General features: G+C 70.4%; 11 protein-coding genes and 1 pseudogene. 8 read left to right on the forward strand and 4 right to left on the reverse strand.

The genetic code is table 11. The features are described 5' to 3' along the window. Positions 1-65 precede the first annotated feature (65 nt). Positions 66-350: a hypothetical protein gene (locus H305_RS49320; protein WP_028800169.1), complete on the forward strand. Its 285-nt coding sequence runs from the start codon at positions 66-68 to the stop codon at positions 348-350. On the opposite strand, the pseudogene H305_RS54610 reads toward H305_RS49320, so the two are convergent. Continuing rightward, positions 266-626 (reverse strand): annotated as a pseudogene (locus H305_RS54610) (translocation protein TolB); the annotation flags it as partial. The gene H305_RS49320 and the pseudogene H305_RS54610 sit on opposite strands and share 85 nt — an antisense overlap. 710 nt (positions 627-1,336) lie before the next feature. Between H305_RS54610 and H305_RS0109410 the strand changes: the two are divergent. Continuing rightward, complete coding sequence (locus tag H305_RS0109410; protein WP_078628948.1) at positions 1,337-2,638, forward strand: cytochrome P450; 1,302 nt, start codon at positions 1,337-1,339, stop codon at positions 2,636-2,638. 95 nt (positions 2,639-2,733) lie between these two features. Here H305_RS0109410 and H305_RS0109415 read toward each other — a convergent pair whose 3' ends face one another. Beyond that, the gene (locus H305_RS0109415; RefSeq protein ID WP_028800172.1) at positions 2,734-3,291 is read right to left on the reverse strand and encodes a GNAT family N-acetyltransferase; all 558 of its coding nucleotides are present in this window, start codon (positions 3,289-3,291) and stop codon (positions 2,734-2,736) included. Positions 3,292-3,952: 661 nt separating this feature from the next. Between H305_RS0109415 and H305_RS45145 the strand changes: the two genes are divergently transcribed. Next, positions 3,953-6,208, forward strand: a complete 2,256-nt coding sequence (locus H305_RS45145) for an MMPL family transporter (protein WP_051370469.1) — start codon at positions 3,953-3,955, stop codon at positions 6,206-6,208. Between the two features lie 508 nt (positions 6,209-6,716). Here H305_RS45145 and H305_RS0109425 read toward each other — a convergent pair. Both H305_RS0109425 and H305_RS0109430 read right to left on the reverse strand, forming a co-directional pair. Continuing rightward, on the reverse strand, positions 6,717-9,290 hold the full coding sequence (locus H305_RS0109425; protein WP_028800173.1) for an FtsX-like permease family protein: 2,574 nt from the start codon (positions 9,288-9,290) through the stop codon (positions 6,717-6,719). Beyond that, complete coding sequence (locus tag H305_RS0109430) at positions 9,290-10,063, reverse strand: ABC transporter ATP-binding protein (protein WP_051370470.1); 774 nt, start codon at positions 10,061-10,063, stop codon at positions 9,290-9,292. The genes H305_RS0109425 and H305_RS0109430 overlap by 1 nt, the downstream gene beginning before the upstream one ends. Before the next feature lie 294 nt (positions 10,064-10,357). Here H305_RS0109430 and H305_RS0109435 point away from each other — a divergent pair, with 294 nt between their 5' ends. From H305_RS0109435 to H305_RS56340, 5 genes are all read left to right on the forward strand, one after another. Further along, the gene (locus H305_RS0109435; protein ID WP_028800175.1) at positions 10,358-11,626 is read left to right on the forward strand and encodes a sensor histidine kinase; all 1,269 of its coding nucleotides are present in this window, start codon (positions 10,358-10,360) and stop codon (positions 11,624-11,626) included. Then, entirely contained in the window at positions 11,623-12,294 is a 672-nt protein-coding gene (locus tag H305_RS0109440; protein WP_028800176.1) for a response regulator, read from the forward strand. Before H305_RS0109435 ends, H305_RS0109440 begins: the two co-directional genes overlap by 4 nt. A 77-nt stretch (positions 12,295-12,371) precedes the next feature. Continuing rightward, complete coding sequence (locus H305_RS45150) at positions 12,372-13,391, forward strand: GlxA family transcriptional regulator (protein WP_051370471.1); 1,020 nt, start codon at positions 12,372-12,374, stop codon at positions 13,389-13,391. A 173-nt stretch (positions 13,392-13,564) separates the two neighbouring features. After that, positions 13,565-14,542: a sensor histidine kinase gene (locus tag H305_RS45155; RefSeq protein ID WP_051370472.1), complete on the forward strand. Its 978-nt coding sequence runs from the start codon at positions 13,565-13,567 to the stop codon at positions 14,540-14,542. An 80-nt stretch (positions 14,543-14,622) separates the two neighbouring features. Continuing rightward, on the forward strand, positions 14,623-15,327 hold the full coding sequence (locus H305_RS56340; protein WP_078628949.1) for an STAS domain-containing protein: 705 nt from the start codon (positions 14,623-14,625) through the stop codon (positions 15,325-15,327). The last annotated feature ends 158 nt before the right edge of the window (positions 15,328-15,485 follow it).

Below are 15,485 nucleotides of genomic sequence, written 5' to 3' on the forward strand. Positions count from 1 at the left end.
TCAGCCTGCCCGCAGCTGGATACGGCCGTACAAATCGGCCCGACCGGCAAGAAGCTGCCGCCTCTGTGTTGTACACCCCGTACCGCACCACGGCCGACGGCTTCGACTTGCTGCGACTCGGCACCGACCACCTCGGGCACTTCGCCCTCACCGCACTGCCGCGGGATCTCTTGCCGCCCGCACTCGCGTCGCGCGTGGTCACCGTCAGCAGCGCCGGCCACCGCATGGGCGGCCCCTCGACCGCGACGATCCCAAGTGGCCCAAGCGCCCCCGCAACAGGACCGCCGCGTACGGACACTCCGAGCTGGCTCGCGCCGCCGGAGGGGTTGATCTCCGAGTTGGAGAGGTAGATCCGGCCCGACCCGTCCGGGTGACAGGCGCCACCGTCAGTGGCGTTGTGTCAGGTGTGCGAGGTGCCGGCGACGGTCTGGGCGGAGCGGGCGATGACGCGGCTGGTGAAGCCGGACGGCGGCACGATCCCGTCGGCGGCCGGCAGGCCACCGCAGGGGCTGGTGCCGTTCTGGGAGCGGGGGCCGCGTAGGCCGCGCGCCGTGCATGAGGGTGCCGCCGAAGGCGGCGGCAGGGGCACCGATCACCGCACCGCGCAGCAAGTTGCGACGTTCCACGAATATCTCCTTCTCCGGGGAAGGGCGAAAGATGACTGGTTGAGCGTCACCGACTGGTCACGGAGAAACGTGGGGCCCGAGGGCAGCGGACGTCGACACATCCTTGACCAATTCTTTGCGGCCAACCGATGGGTAAATATCGCGCAAAGAGAGGCTGTGCGTCACCAAATGAACTGCGTATGATTTGCCGCAAAGTCCCGGCCATTCATGGTCGAAATTTGAACGTTCGGCATTGACACAAGAGTTCGACTCTTCACGGTGCTCACCCATGGCCCGGCCCGGTGCCCCATACCGTCAGGCCCTCCACGTTCACATCCCCGGCGCACTGGCAAACGCTTTTGCCGCGGGCGGTGGGCCCGAAAGGGCGCGCCTTATATCCATGCGCGCGACTGAAGCATGAGTAGGCCGAATTGACAGATGTGGCACCATGGAAAACGTGGCATTTAATGCTGATGGGAGCTTCATCAGCGAACCCTCAGCGGGGAGAACCCAAACAGGCGAGAGGAGTACATCATGATCGCCAGGTTGCTCGGGAAGCTGTCCTTCACCCGCCACTACGGTGCGTACGGCGAACACGAATGGGACGCGTACGCCGGCGCCGACTCAGCCTGACCACTCTGTCGGCGGGAGCCCCCGGGCGCCCGCCGACTCCCAGCCACACCGCCGACGACATCGGGGGTGTGGCCGGTACGAGAGCCAGGGACGAACTCATGGGCCGAACGAACGAGCCGCCGCGGTTGCCCGAAGGCGGCTTCGCGGCCTGGAGCCGCGACCGGCTGGCCGTGGCGCGCCGTGGCGCTGACGAGTGCGGGGACGTCTGGCAGCTGGAGCCAGGCGTCTACGTAGCCGCCGCGGCCGGGCCGTGTGAAGAGGTCCTGCGCAACGCAGAGAAGTTCCCCAAGGCGCCCTCGCCTCTCTTCCCACCGTTGAAGGGGTCGAGCAACGCACCGACGCTTGAGGAACGCGCCCACGCTCACACCGCCCGCATGCGTGGGCTACGCGCACATGCGGTCGCAGCCCGGATCGGCGAGATCGCTCCCAGGGCCGCTCGATTCGCCGACCAGTGGCCCACGAGCCAGGACGTCGAGGTTCTGCCCATGGTCAGGCATGCCCTGGCCGAGATCGGCGTGCACTACCTCTTCTCCGAAGACGCTCCCACCCTGCTGCCTTTCGCCTCACAGCTCTTCCTGGCCCGGGAGATACTCGTACGCCCGTCGCGCTGGGTGTTGCCGCGCTGGATCCCCACACCGGCCCGGCGGTTCCGCACACGGCAGCAGGTCGCCTTCACGAACGCTCTGCGGCCCATCGTCCGCCGGCGCCGTTCATCGGGGCTGCTCGGTGACGACCTGCTGGGACAGATGCTCCGGCCCGCATCCCGCTACGGCCTGCTGTCGGAAGAGGCCGTCCTCGACACCCTGCCCGGAATCACCGTAGCCACCTTCGAGACACCTTCCCGGGCAGCCGGATGGATCCTGCTCCACCTGGCCCGGCACCCCCAGGCAGCGGACCGCGTGTCGGCCGAAGCCGCCATGCTCCCCGCGGACCCGGCCGCGACGACCAACACCCACCTCGACAGCCTCCAGTACACCCAGGCACTGGTGCGCGAGGTGCTCAGACTGCACCCTCCGAGCTGGCTGCTGACCCGGCGCGCCACGCGACGGACTGAGCTCGCCGGCTACACCATCGACGCCGGTTCCACTGTTCTCGTCTGTCCCTACACCGCCCACCGCGACGCACGGGAACACTCCGAGCCGGACCGGTTCCAGCCCGAGCGCTGGCTCGACGATTCGGGCTCGTCGGCGAAACCCGGGGTCTTCCTCTCCTTCGGTACCGGGCCGCACGGCTGCGAGGGAGTCGCTCTGGCCATGGCGATGCTGACCCTCCTGACTGCGCACACCGCCCGCCGCTACCGATTGAGCGAGCCGCCCGGACCGGAACCCAGCTTCCAGGTCACCACTTTCGAAGGTCTCGCAACTGCCGGCTTGCGCCTGCGTGCCACTTCACGCGGTTGAGGGCAATCCTGATCTCAGTGATGGGCTGCCTCACCCGCGAACGGCGAGCATCGATCAAGTTCGATTGCCTTTGCGCACACGCTCGGACGACCGGCTCATGACTGGCTCATCGTGTGTCTCTGGTCGAACTCCTCGGCGAGCATGCCCATCATCACGAGGTCGTGATGCCGGCCGGCGAAGAAGACGTGTTCCCGCAAGCGCCCCTCCTCGGTGAAGCCGACCCGACGAGTGAGCGCCAGCGACGCCTCGTTGTGAGCGAAGATCACTGCCAGGCATTTGTGATAGCGCCGCTCGGCGAACATGAAGCGCAGCACCAGCACGAGGGCTTCTGTCGCGTAGCCCTTGCGCCGGTGGTCGGCGCCGACCGTGACATCGAACTCGAACCAGCCTGAACGAAGGCCGGTGCGATGTGATCCGATCGTGCCGACCAGCTCTCCCGTGTCCGTCGTTTCGATGGCCAACCGGAAGCGGTCGTCGTCGCACTTGGCGACGGTTTGCTCCTTCGCCCAAGCGCGGTAACTCTCGGCGGACCGCGGCAGATCCAGCCGGTTCCCTCGCCGCCCGCCCTCGTCGGCGAAGCGCGCGAACGCTGTCCAGTCGTCGGGTTCGATAGCGCGTAGGCGCACCCGTCTGCCGATCCAGGACGATGCCATGCCCTATTCGAGCACGTTGCGGCGCCCGCGAGGCCGAGAGGCACGCCGGAGCGGGCGTTGCCCGCTGCGCTCCGTCCCACCGCACTTTCGCGGACCTTCTTAGCTCCTCCGGCGCTTGACCTTGCACCGGTGTGCTCCTCGCCTTCGGCGACGGCCCGGCGGGCTGCTGACATGCGATCGCGCGGCTGTCTCCCGAAGGCGGGGTGCGACCGTGCCGGTGTCAAGCCACGAACTGCGGTGTCATGACGGAATGCGTCGGCCGCGGCCTACCTGAGACACCGGCCTCCGCAGAGCATGCGGCTCACTCGCGCCATCAGTCAGCCACCCCACACCCGCGCCGCGCGCTGCAGACCACCGCGTCAGGAGTGCGATCCCGCGTCCCCTCTTCATGGGGTGGGGCATGTGACTCAGACGATGGCAGACGGATGGCGTCCGTGCAGTGCCGTCCAGGTCTGTGCGAGCGCCCCGCTGACCACGGGCTGCCGGGGACGACGTCGGCCTGCTGGATGACCTCGAAGGCAGCTCACTCCTAAGGCTGAGGCCGAAGTTCGTCGTGAGTGCGGAAGGACTGGGTGATCAGGCGCCCAAGACTGAACGAGTGCCCTGACCAGCGGGCATTTCCCCTTCCTGAGTACATCGACTGCGAGCGGAGCACAGCCGCGTGGCTACATTTCTCTACAGAGTGGGCAGGTTCGCCTTCCGGCACCGATTCGGCGTGGTCGTGGCCTGGATCGCGCTTCTCGTCCTGGGGGGCCTCGGGGCGTCCGCGGCAACGCCCCCCACCCCGAGCTCGGTCTCCATGCCAGGGACGGAGGCCCAGCGGGCCGTCGATCTGCTCAAGGAACGCTTTCCCGATGCCAGGGCCGACAGCGCGACGGCCCGTGTGGTCTTCAAGGCATCGGGTGGCCACAAGATCACCGAACCGGGCACCCGGGCAGCGATCGAGAAGACCCTTGCCGCGGTCAAGCGGAGTTCCCCCCAAGTGGCGGCTGTCGCCGACCCGTTCCGAGCCGGAACCGTGAGTGAGGACCGGTCCACCGCTTTTGCGCCGGTCACCTACAGGGTCGGCGCGGCCGCTCTGAGCGAGACGGACAAGGAGGCGCTGCTGAGCACGGTGCAAAAGGCCCGTACCCATGGCCTGGCCGTCGAGGTGGGAGGCAGTGCCGTGCAGCAGAACAAGGAGGACTCGGGGGCAGAGGCCATCGGTATCGCGATCGCCGCGGTCGTCCTGGTCCTCACCTTCGGGTCGCTGGTGGCAGCCGGTCTGCCCTTGCTCACCGCGCTGTTGGGCGTGGGGATCGGGGTCTCCACGATCAGTGCGCTCGCCCACACCCTCGATCTCGGCGACACCACTTCCACCCTGGCGATGATGCTGGGCCTGGCGGTCGGCATCGACTACGCGCTGCTCATCGTCACTCGCTACCGGACCGAACTGTCCGAAGGGCGGGACCGGGAGGAGGCCGCCGGCCGTGCCACGGGGACGGCGGGCTCGGCGGTCGTGTTCGCCGGCCTCACCGTGGTGATCGCCCTCGCGGCCCTGTCCGTGGTCGGCATCCCGGTGCTGACGAAAATGGGTCTGGCGGCGGCCGGTACGGTCGCCCTCGCCGTGATCGTCGCGCTCACCCTGCTCCCGGCACTGCTGGCGATCGCGGGCAAGCGGATAGTCGGCCGGCGGGCCCGCCGGGCACTGGCGCAGCAGACGGGCCACCGGGCGCTGGCGCAGCAGGCGGGTGGTCGGTCGACCGTCGGTGCTCGCTGGGCGAGGTTCGTGCTGCGGCGGCCGGTAGCGGTGCTGGTCGCCTCGGTCATCGGCCTCGGCGCTCTCGCCGTACCGGCCGCGTTCCTCAAGCTCGGCCTGCCCGACGAGGGTGCCATGCCGACCGCCAGCACGCAGCGCAAGGCCTACGATCTGATCTCCGAAGGATTCGGACCCGGGGTCAACGGCCCCCTGACGGTGGTCGTCGACGCCCACCGCGGCCATCATGCCGACGCGGCGGCACGGCAGGTCAGGGCCACGGTACGGGCCCTGGACGGTGTGGCCACCGTAGGCAGGGCCACCTTCAACCCGGCCCACGACACTGCGGTGATCACGGTAGTGCCGAGCACCAAGCCGGGCAGCGCCAGGACCGAGAACCTGGTGCACCGAATCCGCGATGCGGGAACGGAGTTGAGTGACGCCACGGGTGCCCCGGTGCTCGTCACGGGGCAGACGGGCATGAAGGTCGACTTCTCCACGAAGATCAACGGGGCCCTGCTGCCCTATCTGGGCATCACGGTCGGCCTGGCGTTCCTGCTGTTGATGTTGGTGTTCCGATCCGTACTGGTCCCGCTCAAGGCAGCACTCGGGTTCCTCCTGTCCATCGGGGCCGCACTCGGCGCGGTCGTCGCCGTCTTCCAGTGGGGCTGGCTGTCCGACGCCCTGGGTGTGGAGCAGACCGGGCCCATCGTGAGCACCATGCCGATCTTCATGGTGGGCATCGTCTTCGGTCTCGCCATGGACTACGAGGTCTTCCTGGTCACGCGGATGCGCGAGGCTCATGCGGCGGGGCAGACAGCACGCCAGGCGATCGTCGCCGGATTCCACCACGGCGGGCGGGTGGTGACCGCGGCCGCGGTGATCATGACAGTGGTCTTCGGCAGTTTCATCGCGTCAGGCGAGGATTCGGTCAAGATGATCGGTCTCGGACTCGCGGTCGCCGTACTCCTGGACGCCTTCGTCGTGCGCATGGCGATCGTGCCCGCTGTGCTGGCGCTCCTCGGCGAGGCGGCCTGGTGGCTGCCGTCGTGGCTGCGCAGGGTTCTGCCCGATGTCGATGTCGAGGGCCGCAAGCTGCACGGGGCAGGCGAGAGCGCCGGTCCCGCGGTGGCGACTCACCTTCCGGAACAGGACCGGTACACCGAGTCCGTCCGCAGGTGACACAAGCCGTTCGGCATCCCGCGACCGAGCCCGGCTCCCTCACCGAGGGAGCCGGGCTCCACTGTTCGAGGCGGCTGCCGCGCACGGTTCTTTCCCCACTCGGCCCGAGCCTGGCTCCCGTCGTCCCACGCCCCCGTGCTGTTGCACAACCGGCATCACCGGGGTGCGCGGTCGCAGGGGTGCGGTGCGGACCGAAACCACTGCGCCGCAGAGCCGTCCTCAGCATCCATGACGTAGCAGCAACCGTGCTTGGGACAAACCCGTCCTGCAGTCCATGTCGCCGCGGGACGACGGGGCGTCGCCTCGGCGCTTCGCCGGATCCGGTACCACGCGCGGGGATTCGGTCGGTGAGGCGTGCGGAATCGCTGCTGACAGGCCTTCACCGTGCCCCCCGCGGCAGGGGCTGGGTGAAGGAGTCTCGCGGCGGAGGTCCGCTTGCCCCTGACCGCATGCGTCGGCCACGGTTCGGCGGGGAGCTTGTCCGCCGCCGAACCGTGGCCGCTGAGCGTTACTGCCTGGTGCCGATCGCCTCGACCGGACGGGCGCGCAGCACGATCCGTGCCGGAACCAGTGCCGCGAGCGCCGCGAGCGCCGCGGTGGCCCCCGCGATCGCCAGACAGACGAGGGGCGGAACAGCCGGCCAGGGACTGCCGGTCACGGCCAGGGAGACCAGGACGAGCGCCGGCGCCGAGGCCAGCAAGCCGCCGCCCACCCCGGCCATGACCACCGCCAGGCTCTCCCAGCGCATCATCCGCATCACTTGGGCCGGCGTCGTGCCCGCCAGTCGGAGCACAGCGAACTCCCTGCGCCGTGCGGTGGTGTTCATCGCCTGCGTGGTCGCGACCGTCACCCCGGCGTACGCCAGGATCAGGCCGGCCAGTAGGTAGTTGACCCAGGCGTTGGCCTCTTGCTGTCGGTGCGGTCCCACTGTTGCCCGGTCGTGCAGCACCGTGCCGGGATGGCGCCGGACGAGCTCCTTCAGCGCCGCGTCGGTGCCCACCGCGCCCGGCGCGGTGCGGATGAGGACGGACGCGTCCAGACGTGAAGTCGTGTGGTCGAGCAGCGTGCGGTGCTCGAAGGTGACGTCCGCGAATCCCAGGCCGCGTTCGTAGACGGCCACGACGGTCGCGGTGACCGGGGATCCGTCCCCCAGGCGCAGACGCACCGTGTCGCCGGGCCCACGTCCCAGTCGGGACGCCGCGTCGGCGCTGAGTGCCACGGAGCCGGCCCCGAGACGCGCCAGGCTGCCTCGCGAGGGCTTCAGATCCATGACGTCGTCCAGACGCCGGGGTTCCACACCCTGAGCGCTGAGGGACACCAGTTGTTCGCGGCCGGCCCCGTCGGTGCCGGCCGTGCCGACGACGGTGGATGTGACCACGCCGGCTGCGTGCCGCACCTGGTTCAGACCGCGGACCTCCGCCGCGACGCCCGGATCCAGGCCTCCCGCTGCCGAAAGGACGTGGTCGGCCCTGAGGCCCTGGTGCATCTGGTCGTCGGAAGCACGCTGAACGGTGGTCTGGGCGAAGACCACCGTCGCGGCGAAGGACACGGCGAGGATCAGCGGAGTGACAGCGGCGGCGAGGCGGCGGGGGTGTGCCGTGTGGTTGGCCGCGGCCAGGTACCCGGTGGCCCGGGACGTACGCAGCAGGGGGCCCAGCACGCGCATCACAGGCCGCGACAGCAACGGGCCCAGAACGGCCACGGTGATCACGGTGACGAGCACGAGGGAATTGGCGAGCCCCGTCAGGAGGGCGATGTCACCCTCCTGCGTCAGGCCCGTGGCGAACATGCCGGCCACCGCCAGCGCGAGGAGGATTCCGGTGATCAGGCGTCCCCGGCCGGGCGCGGTGCGTTCGTCGGCGGCCTCGCCGAGTGCCTCGGTCGGCCTGATCCGGTTCGCGCGACGGGCCGAGACCAGGGCGGCCGTGCAGGCGGTGAGCACAGCGGTCAGCACGGCGGCGGCCGCGGGCAGCGGCCCGATCGACGGCTGGAAGTCGGCCGGGAGGAGACCGTAGCCGGCCAGCCGGTCTCTCAACGCGCCTGTGACCGCCACTCCCAGTGGCCAGCCGAGCGCCCCGCCGACGAGGGACACCATCAGGGCTTCCGCCGTCAGCATGCGGCGCACCTGGCCCGGGGTGGCCCCAAGGGCGCGCAGGAGCGCCGTTTCGCGCCGTCGCTGTGAGACGGCGAGTGACATGGTGCTCGCGACGACGAAGACGTTCACCAGCAATACGTTCCCGGCGACCGCCGACGCCAGGAGGAGCAGCGTGGAGCCTGATGCGGCCACGTCGAGGAACTCCGCCTCGCCCCGGCCGTCACCCGTGCGCACGTCGAGTCCCCGCTTTCCGAGCGCTTGTGCGACGTCCCGGGCCAGCTTCCTCGTGTCGGTTCCGGGAACAGCCAGGACGCCGAGGGCGTCGACGGCACTGTCTCGCGCTGCCATGTGGCGGGTCAGCTCGTCCGAGAAGAAGACCACCGACCGGCGTGGCGACGGGCTTCCCGCGAGGGCGACCACCCCCGCGACGCGGAAGTGTTCGGGGGACGACCCGGTCGTCAGCGACACGGAGTCGCCGACCGTCGCCCCGGCTCGCGCGGCGAGACCTGCGTCGAGCACCACCTCGTGAGGTCCGGCCGGCGCGCGGCCCTGGGCGAGGCGGTAGGCGCCCATGCGGGTGCTGGACCAGTTGTGCCCCGTGGACGGGACGCCGTGAGCGCCGGGCAGGGGGCCTCCGCTCGGACCGATCACCTGTGCCGGAACGCCGATGTCGGCGACCACGGCAGCGACACCGTCCACCGCGGTGATACGACCTTCGACGTCCGCCGGCACCGGCACGCGCTCGACGAGCGGCTGCGGCAGGGCGGCCGTCGACCCCCGGACGCCGCCCGAACTCTTGGCCTGCTGGTGGCCGGCGACGACGACGTCCGCGGACGCGTACCTCTCGGGTGGCTGGGACGCACGCAGCCCCGACTCCAGGAGAACGCCGCACACGCTGAGGACGGCGGAGCCCAGGAGCAGGGCCACGAAGGTACCCACGAAGCCGCCCTTGCGCGCCCTCAGACTCTGCAGGGCCAGACGCAGCATCAGGCGGCCCCGCGGAGCCCGGCAATGGTGGCGGTGACGCGCTCCACGGTCGGGGAGGTCATGCCGGACGCGATGCGTCCGTTCGCGAGGAAGACGGCCCGATCGGCGCGGGCCGCGGCGCGTGGGTCGTGGGTCACCATCACCACGGTCTGGTGCAGGTCCGTGACGGCCTGGCGCAGCAGTCCGAGGATGTCGTTCGCGGTGTCGGGGTCCAGGCTGCCCGTCGGCTCGTCGGCGAAGATCACCTCCGGGCGGTTCACGAGGGCGCGGGCGATGGCGACACGCTGCTGCTGACCGCCGGACAGCTGCGAGGGCACATGACGCAGACGGTCGGCCAGGCCCACCCTGGCGACGATCTCCCCGAACCACGCCCGGTCGGCCCTGCGGCCCTGGAGCCGCAGAGGCAGGGTGATGTTCTGCTCCACGGTGAGCGACGGCACGAGGTTGAAGGCCTGGAAGACGAACCCCATGCTGCTGCGGCGCAGCCGCGTCAGCGGTGCTTCGTTGAGCCGGGCGAGTTCGGTGGCACCCAGCCGCACCGAGCCGCTGGTGGGCCGGTCGAGCCCGGCCGCGCAATGCAGGAAGGTGCTCTTGCCGGACCCGGAGGGTCCCATGACCGCGGTGAAGGTGCCGCGTGTGATGTCCGCGCTGACCCGGTCCAGGGCCAGGACAGCCTGCGGGCCCTTCCCGTACCGCTTGGTCACCTCGTGCAGCCGAACCGCGGTCGCGGTGCCGCTCGTGGTCCTGTGCAGCTGTCGCTTCCAGCCGTTCATGTGGTCGTCTCCTCATCCGGTCGGGAGGCGGTCGGGCGCCGGGCGGGACCGCTTTTCCAGTGGATGCCGGACGAATCGCCGATTCCTCGGCCGAGGCGGTGACACAGCGGATCCGCCGACGGAGCGAGCCTTCGCGCGGGCATCGGCCGGTGGGCGGAGGACTCGCAGGTCAGCGCCGCCGCTGACAGCGGGGCCCTCCTCATCCGGGATGACAGCCACAAGGACCAGGGAGCCGCTCAGGGCTCGCTCTCGTGGCAGAGGGCGTGGGCACGAAGCGCGTCTACGGTGACATACATGACCTATCTCGACTCGATGGCGCGGCGCCGAGTGCCGCAGGCTGTCGTCGACATGGTCCTGGCCGTGCTGGTCGCGTCTGCGGTGCTGGCCGGCCCGGATCGCCTCCCGCCCGGGCCGCCGCTGAGAGATCCCGATACGTGGCGGCTGCTGCTGTCCCTGCTGGCGGGGCTCCCGCTGGCCGTCCACCGCAAGTGGCCGCTGCCCGCGCTGCTGACCGTTGTCGCGGCCGTCGCAGCGCTTCAGGCCTGCTACTACTTTCCTCCGTTGGTGGGGCCGGCGGGCACCTGGATCGGGATTCCTCACCTGGGCGCGGCCGCAGCCGTCTTCCTGACCGCCGTTCGGTCCTCGCGGCGCGTCTCCACGATCGTCGTCACGGCCGTGATCCCCGCCGTCGCCGTCGTCGCGGCGCTGACGGAGCCCGGCTTCCGCACGGCCAACGCCACCACCATGATGATCTTGCTGGTCGCGGCCTGGGCGCTGGGCCGGCTCTCCGGGGCTCGCAAGGCGCAGGCCCGGGACGCGGTGCACAAAGCCGCCGCCCTGGAGCGGGAACAGCATGCGAACGCCCGCGCTGCCGTGGCCCAGGAGCGTGCTCGTATCGCCCGTGAACTCCACGACATCGTCGCCCACAACGTCAGCCTCATGGTCGTGCAGACCATCGCCGCCGACCGGGTGCAGGACCGGGACGCCGCCAAGACCCACGAGCTGCACCACATCATCGAACAGACCGGCCGGGCTGCCGTGGGCGAGCTGCGCCAGTTGCTGCACGTTCTGCGGGCGGACGAGAACGAGGACGGCGCCCCGAGCCGGCAGCTGCCGCAGCCCACGCTGCAGGAGATCCCCCGGCTGGTGGAGTCGGTGCGCACGGCCGGGCTCGACATCGACTTCGCGGCCCGAGGCGAGCCGGCGCAGTTGCCGGCCGGCTCCGAGCTCGCCGTCTACCGTGTCGCCCAGGAAGCGCTGACCAACACACTCCGGCATGCGGGGCACACCCGCGCGCGCCTCAGCCTGGACTGGGGGCCGGACCGCTCGCTGACTGTGCGCGTGTGCGACGAGGGCCGACGACCGGGCAACACCCTTCCGACGCCCACAGTGGCGGTCAAAGACGCCGGCCACGGACTGGTGGGCATGCGCGAACGCATCGCCGCCGTCGGCGGTGCCCTGCACGTCGGGCCGCGCCCCGGCGGCGGATTCTGCGTTCACGCCACCGTCCCGGTGCCCGCCGAGGGCGACTGTGGCACCACTGAAGGAGAACAGGCCCCATGACCGCCATCCGCGTGCTTCTGGTCGACGATCAGCCCATGATCCGGACCGGCTTCCGGCTCATCCTCGAAGCCGAACCCGACATGGTCGTCGTAGGAGAGGCAGGGGACGGACAGGCCGGCGTCGAAGACACACGTGCGCTTCAGCCCGACGTCGTGCTGATGGACATCCGCATGCCGCGTCTGGACGGTGTCGAGGCGACCCGGCTCATCGTCGAATCAGGTTCGGCCAGCCACATCATCATTCTCACCACGTTCGACCTCGACGAACACGTTCACGACGCTCTGCGGGCGGGTGCGAGCGGCTTCCTCGTCAAGGACGGTCCCGCCGATTCCCTGGTGGAGGCGATCCGCACGGTCGCCCGGGGCGACGCGGTGATCTCCCCGCGGGTCACCCGCAGGCTCCTCGACCGCTTCTCGCGCCTCGCCGACCAGTCCCCGCCCGCCGTTCCGCCCACCCTCGACGCGCTGACCGCCCGGGAACTGGACGTGCTGCGGGCACTCAGCCGGGGGCTGTCGAACGCCGAGGTCGCCCGGGAACTGCACGTCAGTGAGGCCACCGTGAAAACGCACGTCGCGCACATCCTCGACAAGTACCAACTGCGAGACCGGGTACAGGCGGTGATCCTCGCCTACGACACCGGCCTGGCACGCCCGGCCGCTGGCTCCTGACGGTCGGCAACGGCACGCCTGGCTGCGGCAGCCGTGCCCGCCTTGCCCCGAGGAGGCAGCGGGCGGAGGCTGTGGTCATGGAAGGTCGGGCGGGACGGCGTCGTCCGCACATGGTGGTGATGGTGCTCTTCGACGGGGTCCAGTTGCTCGACGTCACCGGCCCCCTGGAGGTCTACGCCTCGGCCAACGATCACGGCGCGGACTACCGGCTGCTCACCGCCTCCTGCCGAGGGATGGACGTGCACACCACGGCCGGGGCCAGGCTCGTCGCGGACACGGCCCTCGAAGAGGTCTCCGGCCGGATCGGCACGCTGATCGTCCCCGGGCGGTTCGACTGGCGGGCGGCCGTGGCCGACCGTGAACTCATCGCCGGGATCGGCCGCCTGCTGCAGCCCTCCCGCAGGGTCGCTTCGGTGTGCGCCGGCGCGTTCCCGCTCGCCGCCACCGGAGCGCTCGACGGACGCCGGGCGGCCACGCACTGGTGCCTCGCGGCGGAACTCGCGGAACACTTCCCCGCGATCGACGTCGATCGCGACTCGATCTTCGTCCGGGACGGCAAGACGATCACGTCGGCGGGCGTCACCTCCGGCATCGATCTCACCCTCTCCCTCGTCGAGGAGGACTTCGGGCCCGCGGTGGCACGAGCGGCGGCGAAGTATCTGGTCGTCTTCATGGCCCGCCCCGGAGGGCAGTCCCAGTTCAGCGTCCGCCAAGCGGCGCGGCAGCCCCGGCACGGGACGCTGCGGGCGGCTCTGGACGCGGTCACCGCAGACCCGGCCGGCGACCACAGCCTGGACGCCCTGGCCCGTCGCACAGGAGTGAGCGTGCGCCAGCTCACGCGCCTCTTCCGTAGTGAACTCGGCACGTCCGCCACTCATTTCGTGGAGCAGATCAGGATCGAGGCGGCCCAGGCGCTGCTCGAGTCCGGTAGCGACCCTCTGGACGTCGTCGCCCGGCGCTCCGGGTTCGGTTCCGAGGAGACCTTGCGCCGCGCGTTCCAGCGCGGACTCGGTGTCACCCCGGGTGCCTACCGTGCGCGGTTCCGCACCACACGCACCGCCCACACCGTGGAGCGCGGGACCGGCCCCGGAGGCTGAGGATCGGGGACTGCCACACGTATCCGGCCGTCATTGCCTCGGATCCGGTAGAGATGCCTCTGTCTGGAAATCTGGTGAGTTCGTCGAGGCTTTTCCCGAACAGTGCCGAGCGGTGCGAGGCGTAGCCCGGAATTCGACCGGGACAAGCTCCGGCGCGGGAAGGAAACGTCACCATGACCGACTCCACGGCGGGGTCCACGGCCGACTCCGAGACCACGTTCGTGCCGGACGAGACTAGTGGCCGGCCCGCGCTCGCACGGTGGCGCGTGCCCCCTCCCACCGTCGCCGCACTGCTCGCCCTGTCCCTGGCGGGCGCTGCCGCCGTGCTCGTGCTGTCTCGACCGCTCGGATACGCCACCACGTCTCTGGGCCTGATCGTGACGGCTCTGGGCGCGGCGGCGGGATGGGTCGCAGGATGTCCACTGCGGGTGCGCCGGGCCATGACGGCGAGGGCGCTTGCGTACGCCGTCGCGGAACGGGAGCAGCGGGCGAGGACGCGCACGGCCGTCACGCAGGAGCGCGCCCGGATCGCCCGAGAGCTGCACGACATCGTGGCCCACAACGTCAGCCTCATCGTGATCCAGGCCGCGGCCGCGCGGCGGGTCCGGGAGCGCGACTCCGGAAAGATCCGCGCACTGCACGACACCATCGAGGAGACAGGCCGGTCCACCGTCGTCGAACTTCGCCGTCTGCTGAATGTTCTTCGCGCCGAGGAGAGTTCTGGACCGGAGGAGACGCGGGAACCCGGGATCGCGGACATTCCATGCCTGCTGGGCGCCGTGCGCGAGGCCGGGCTGCGCGTGGAGTGGACTTCGGCGGGCACACCCCGTCCGGTGTCGGCGGGAATCGGACTCACCGCCTTCCGGATCGTGCAGGAGGCTTTGACCAACAGCCTCAAGCACGCAGGGTTCACCCGCGTGGCCGTTGCCCTCTGCTGGGGAGACGACGCGTTGACGGTGACCGTGAGCGACGACGGACGATCCGCCGGTGGAGAGACGACCGCACTACCGGTCGGCGGCAGGCACGGCCTGGCGGGGATGCGCGAGCGCGTCGCCGCAGTGGGCGGGACCCTGCACGTCGGCCCACGTCCCGAAGGAGGCTTCGTCGTCCGCGCGATGCTTCCCCTGGGGGAACGCGTCGCCATCGGATGACCGCCCGGCAGGACACCCCGGCGGAGGCGCTGAACGGCCCTCATCCTCGCGAGTGAACCGGTGAATCAGCGGAGCGGCCGATGCCTGGCGGTCGGAGAGCAAGAAGGCTGGGACAGGTGCGCGGCCACACCCGAGAGCGCCGCCGAACAAGCCGACATACCCAGAGGTTTTCTGTGCGCCCCACCGCGATCGACACTTTCCCCGGCCTGCTCCCGGGCTTTCCGCACCCCTCACACCTGGTGCACGGAAAGTCGTCGCCGGTCCCGGTCCAGATCCCGGACCATTTGCGGATCACCCTGTCGAGCGGCAACAGTGGTGCCCTGGTCCGGCTTGAGGGCGAGCTCGACGTCGCCGGGGCTCCCGCCCTGACGTCCGTACTGGCATTGTGCGTCGGGCAGCCCGGATGCATAACGGTGGACGCGGCCGGACTTCACTTCATCGACGCGGCGGGAGTCCGTCCGCTTGCGGACGCGCAAGCGCTCTGCCACAGGCAGGGACGGGATTTCCACGTGGCACCGGCGAGTGCCGCGGTACGCCGCGTCGTCATGCTCACCGGGCTGGCGGACCGGCTGCTCGGCGACGTGGATGCCCGCCCGCACCACGCGGACCAGCACCTGGATCCAGCCTTGGATCCACCACTGGGGGGAGGCCGTCGGCGGACGGATGCGCCGCCACGCGTCGCCACCCCCCCATCGCGGAGCACGGAGTCATGGGGACCTGCGGCCTTCCGCCCTGGTGACGTCCAGCGGGGGAGTGCGCGGAGTGCGGGGACCACCCCGACGTGAGGGCTCCCCTGCACGGCTGTCCTCGCCCGCGCGGTCGGCTGTAACCGGCCCGGTACGCCTCGACAAGACGCTTTTGCGCGTCGGTCCCATGGGCCTCCACGCCGAGGAGACCGGGCTGACGGGGGAACAACTCAACAAAGGCCCCAGGAGTTCACCCA

It is taken from the genome of Streptomyces sp. 142MFCol3.1 (assembly GCF_000424945.1).
GTDB lineage: Bacteria > Actinomycetota > Actinomycetes > Streptomycetales > Streptomycetaceae > Streptomyces > Streptomyces siamensis.

Excerpts from the sequence above, each read along its gene's own strand:
- H305_RS0109410 (WP_078628948.1), top strand. The coding sequence starts at position 1,337 with ATGGGCCGAACGAACGAGCCGCCGCGGTTGCCCGAAGGCGGCTTCGCG.
- H305_RS0109415 (WP_028800172.1), bottom strand. The coding sequence starts at position 3,291 with ATGGCATCGTCCTGGATCGGCAGACGGGTGCGCCTACGCGCTATCGAA.
- H305_RS0109425 (WP_028800173.1), bottom strand. The coding sequence starts at position 9,290 with ATGCTGCGTCTGGCCCTGCAGAGTCTGAGGGCGCGCAAGGGCGGCTTC.
- H305_RS0109430 (WP_051370470.1), bottom strand. The coding sequence starts at position 10,063 with ATGAACGGCTGGAAGCGACAGCTGCACAGGACCACGAGCGGCACCGCG.
- H305_RS0109435 (WP_028800175.1), top strand. The coding sequence starts at position 10,358 with ATGACCTATCTCGACTCGATGGCGCGGCGCCGAGTGCCGCAGGCTGTC.
- H305_RS0109440 (WP_028800176.1), top strand. The coding sequence starts at position 11,623 with ATGACCGCCATCCGCGTGCTTCTGGTCGACGATCAGCCCATGATCCGG.
- H305_RS45150 (WP_051370471.1), top strand. The coding sequence starts at position 12,372 with ATGGAAGGTCGGGCGGGACGGCGTCGTCCGCACATGGTGGTGATGGTG.
- H305_RS45155 (WP_051370472.1), top strand. The coding sequence starts at position 13,565 with ATGACCGACTCCACGGCGGGGTCCACGGCCGACTCCGAGACCACGTTC.
- H305_RS56340 (WP_078628949.1), top strand. The coding sequence starts at position 14,623 with ATGCCTGGCGGTCGGAGAGCAAGAAGGCTGGGACAGGTGCGCGGCCAC.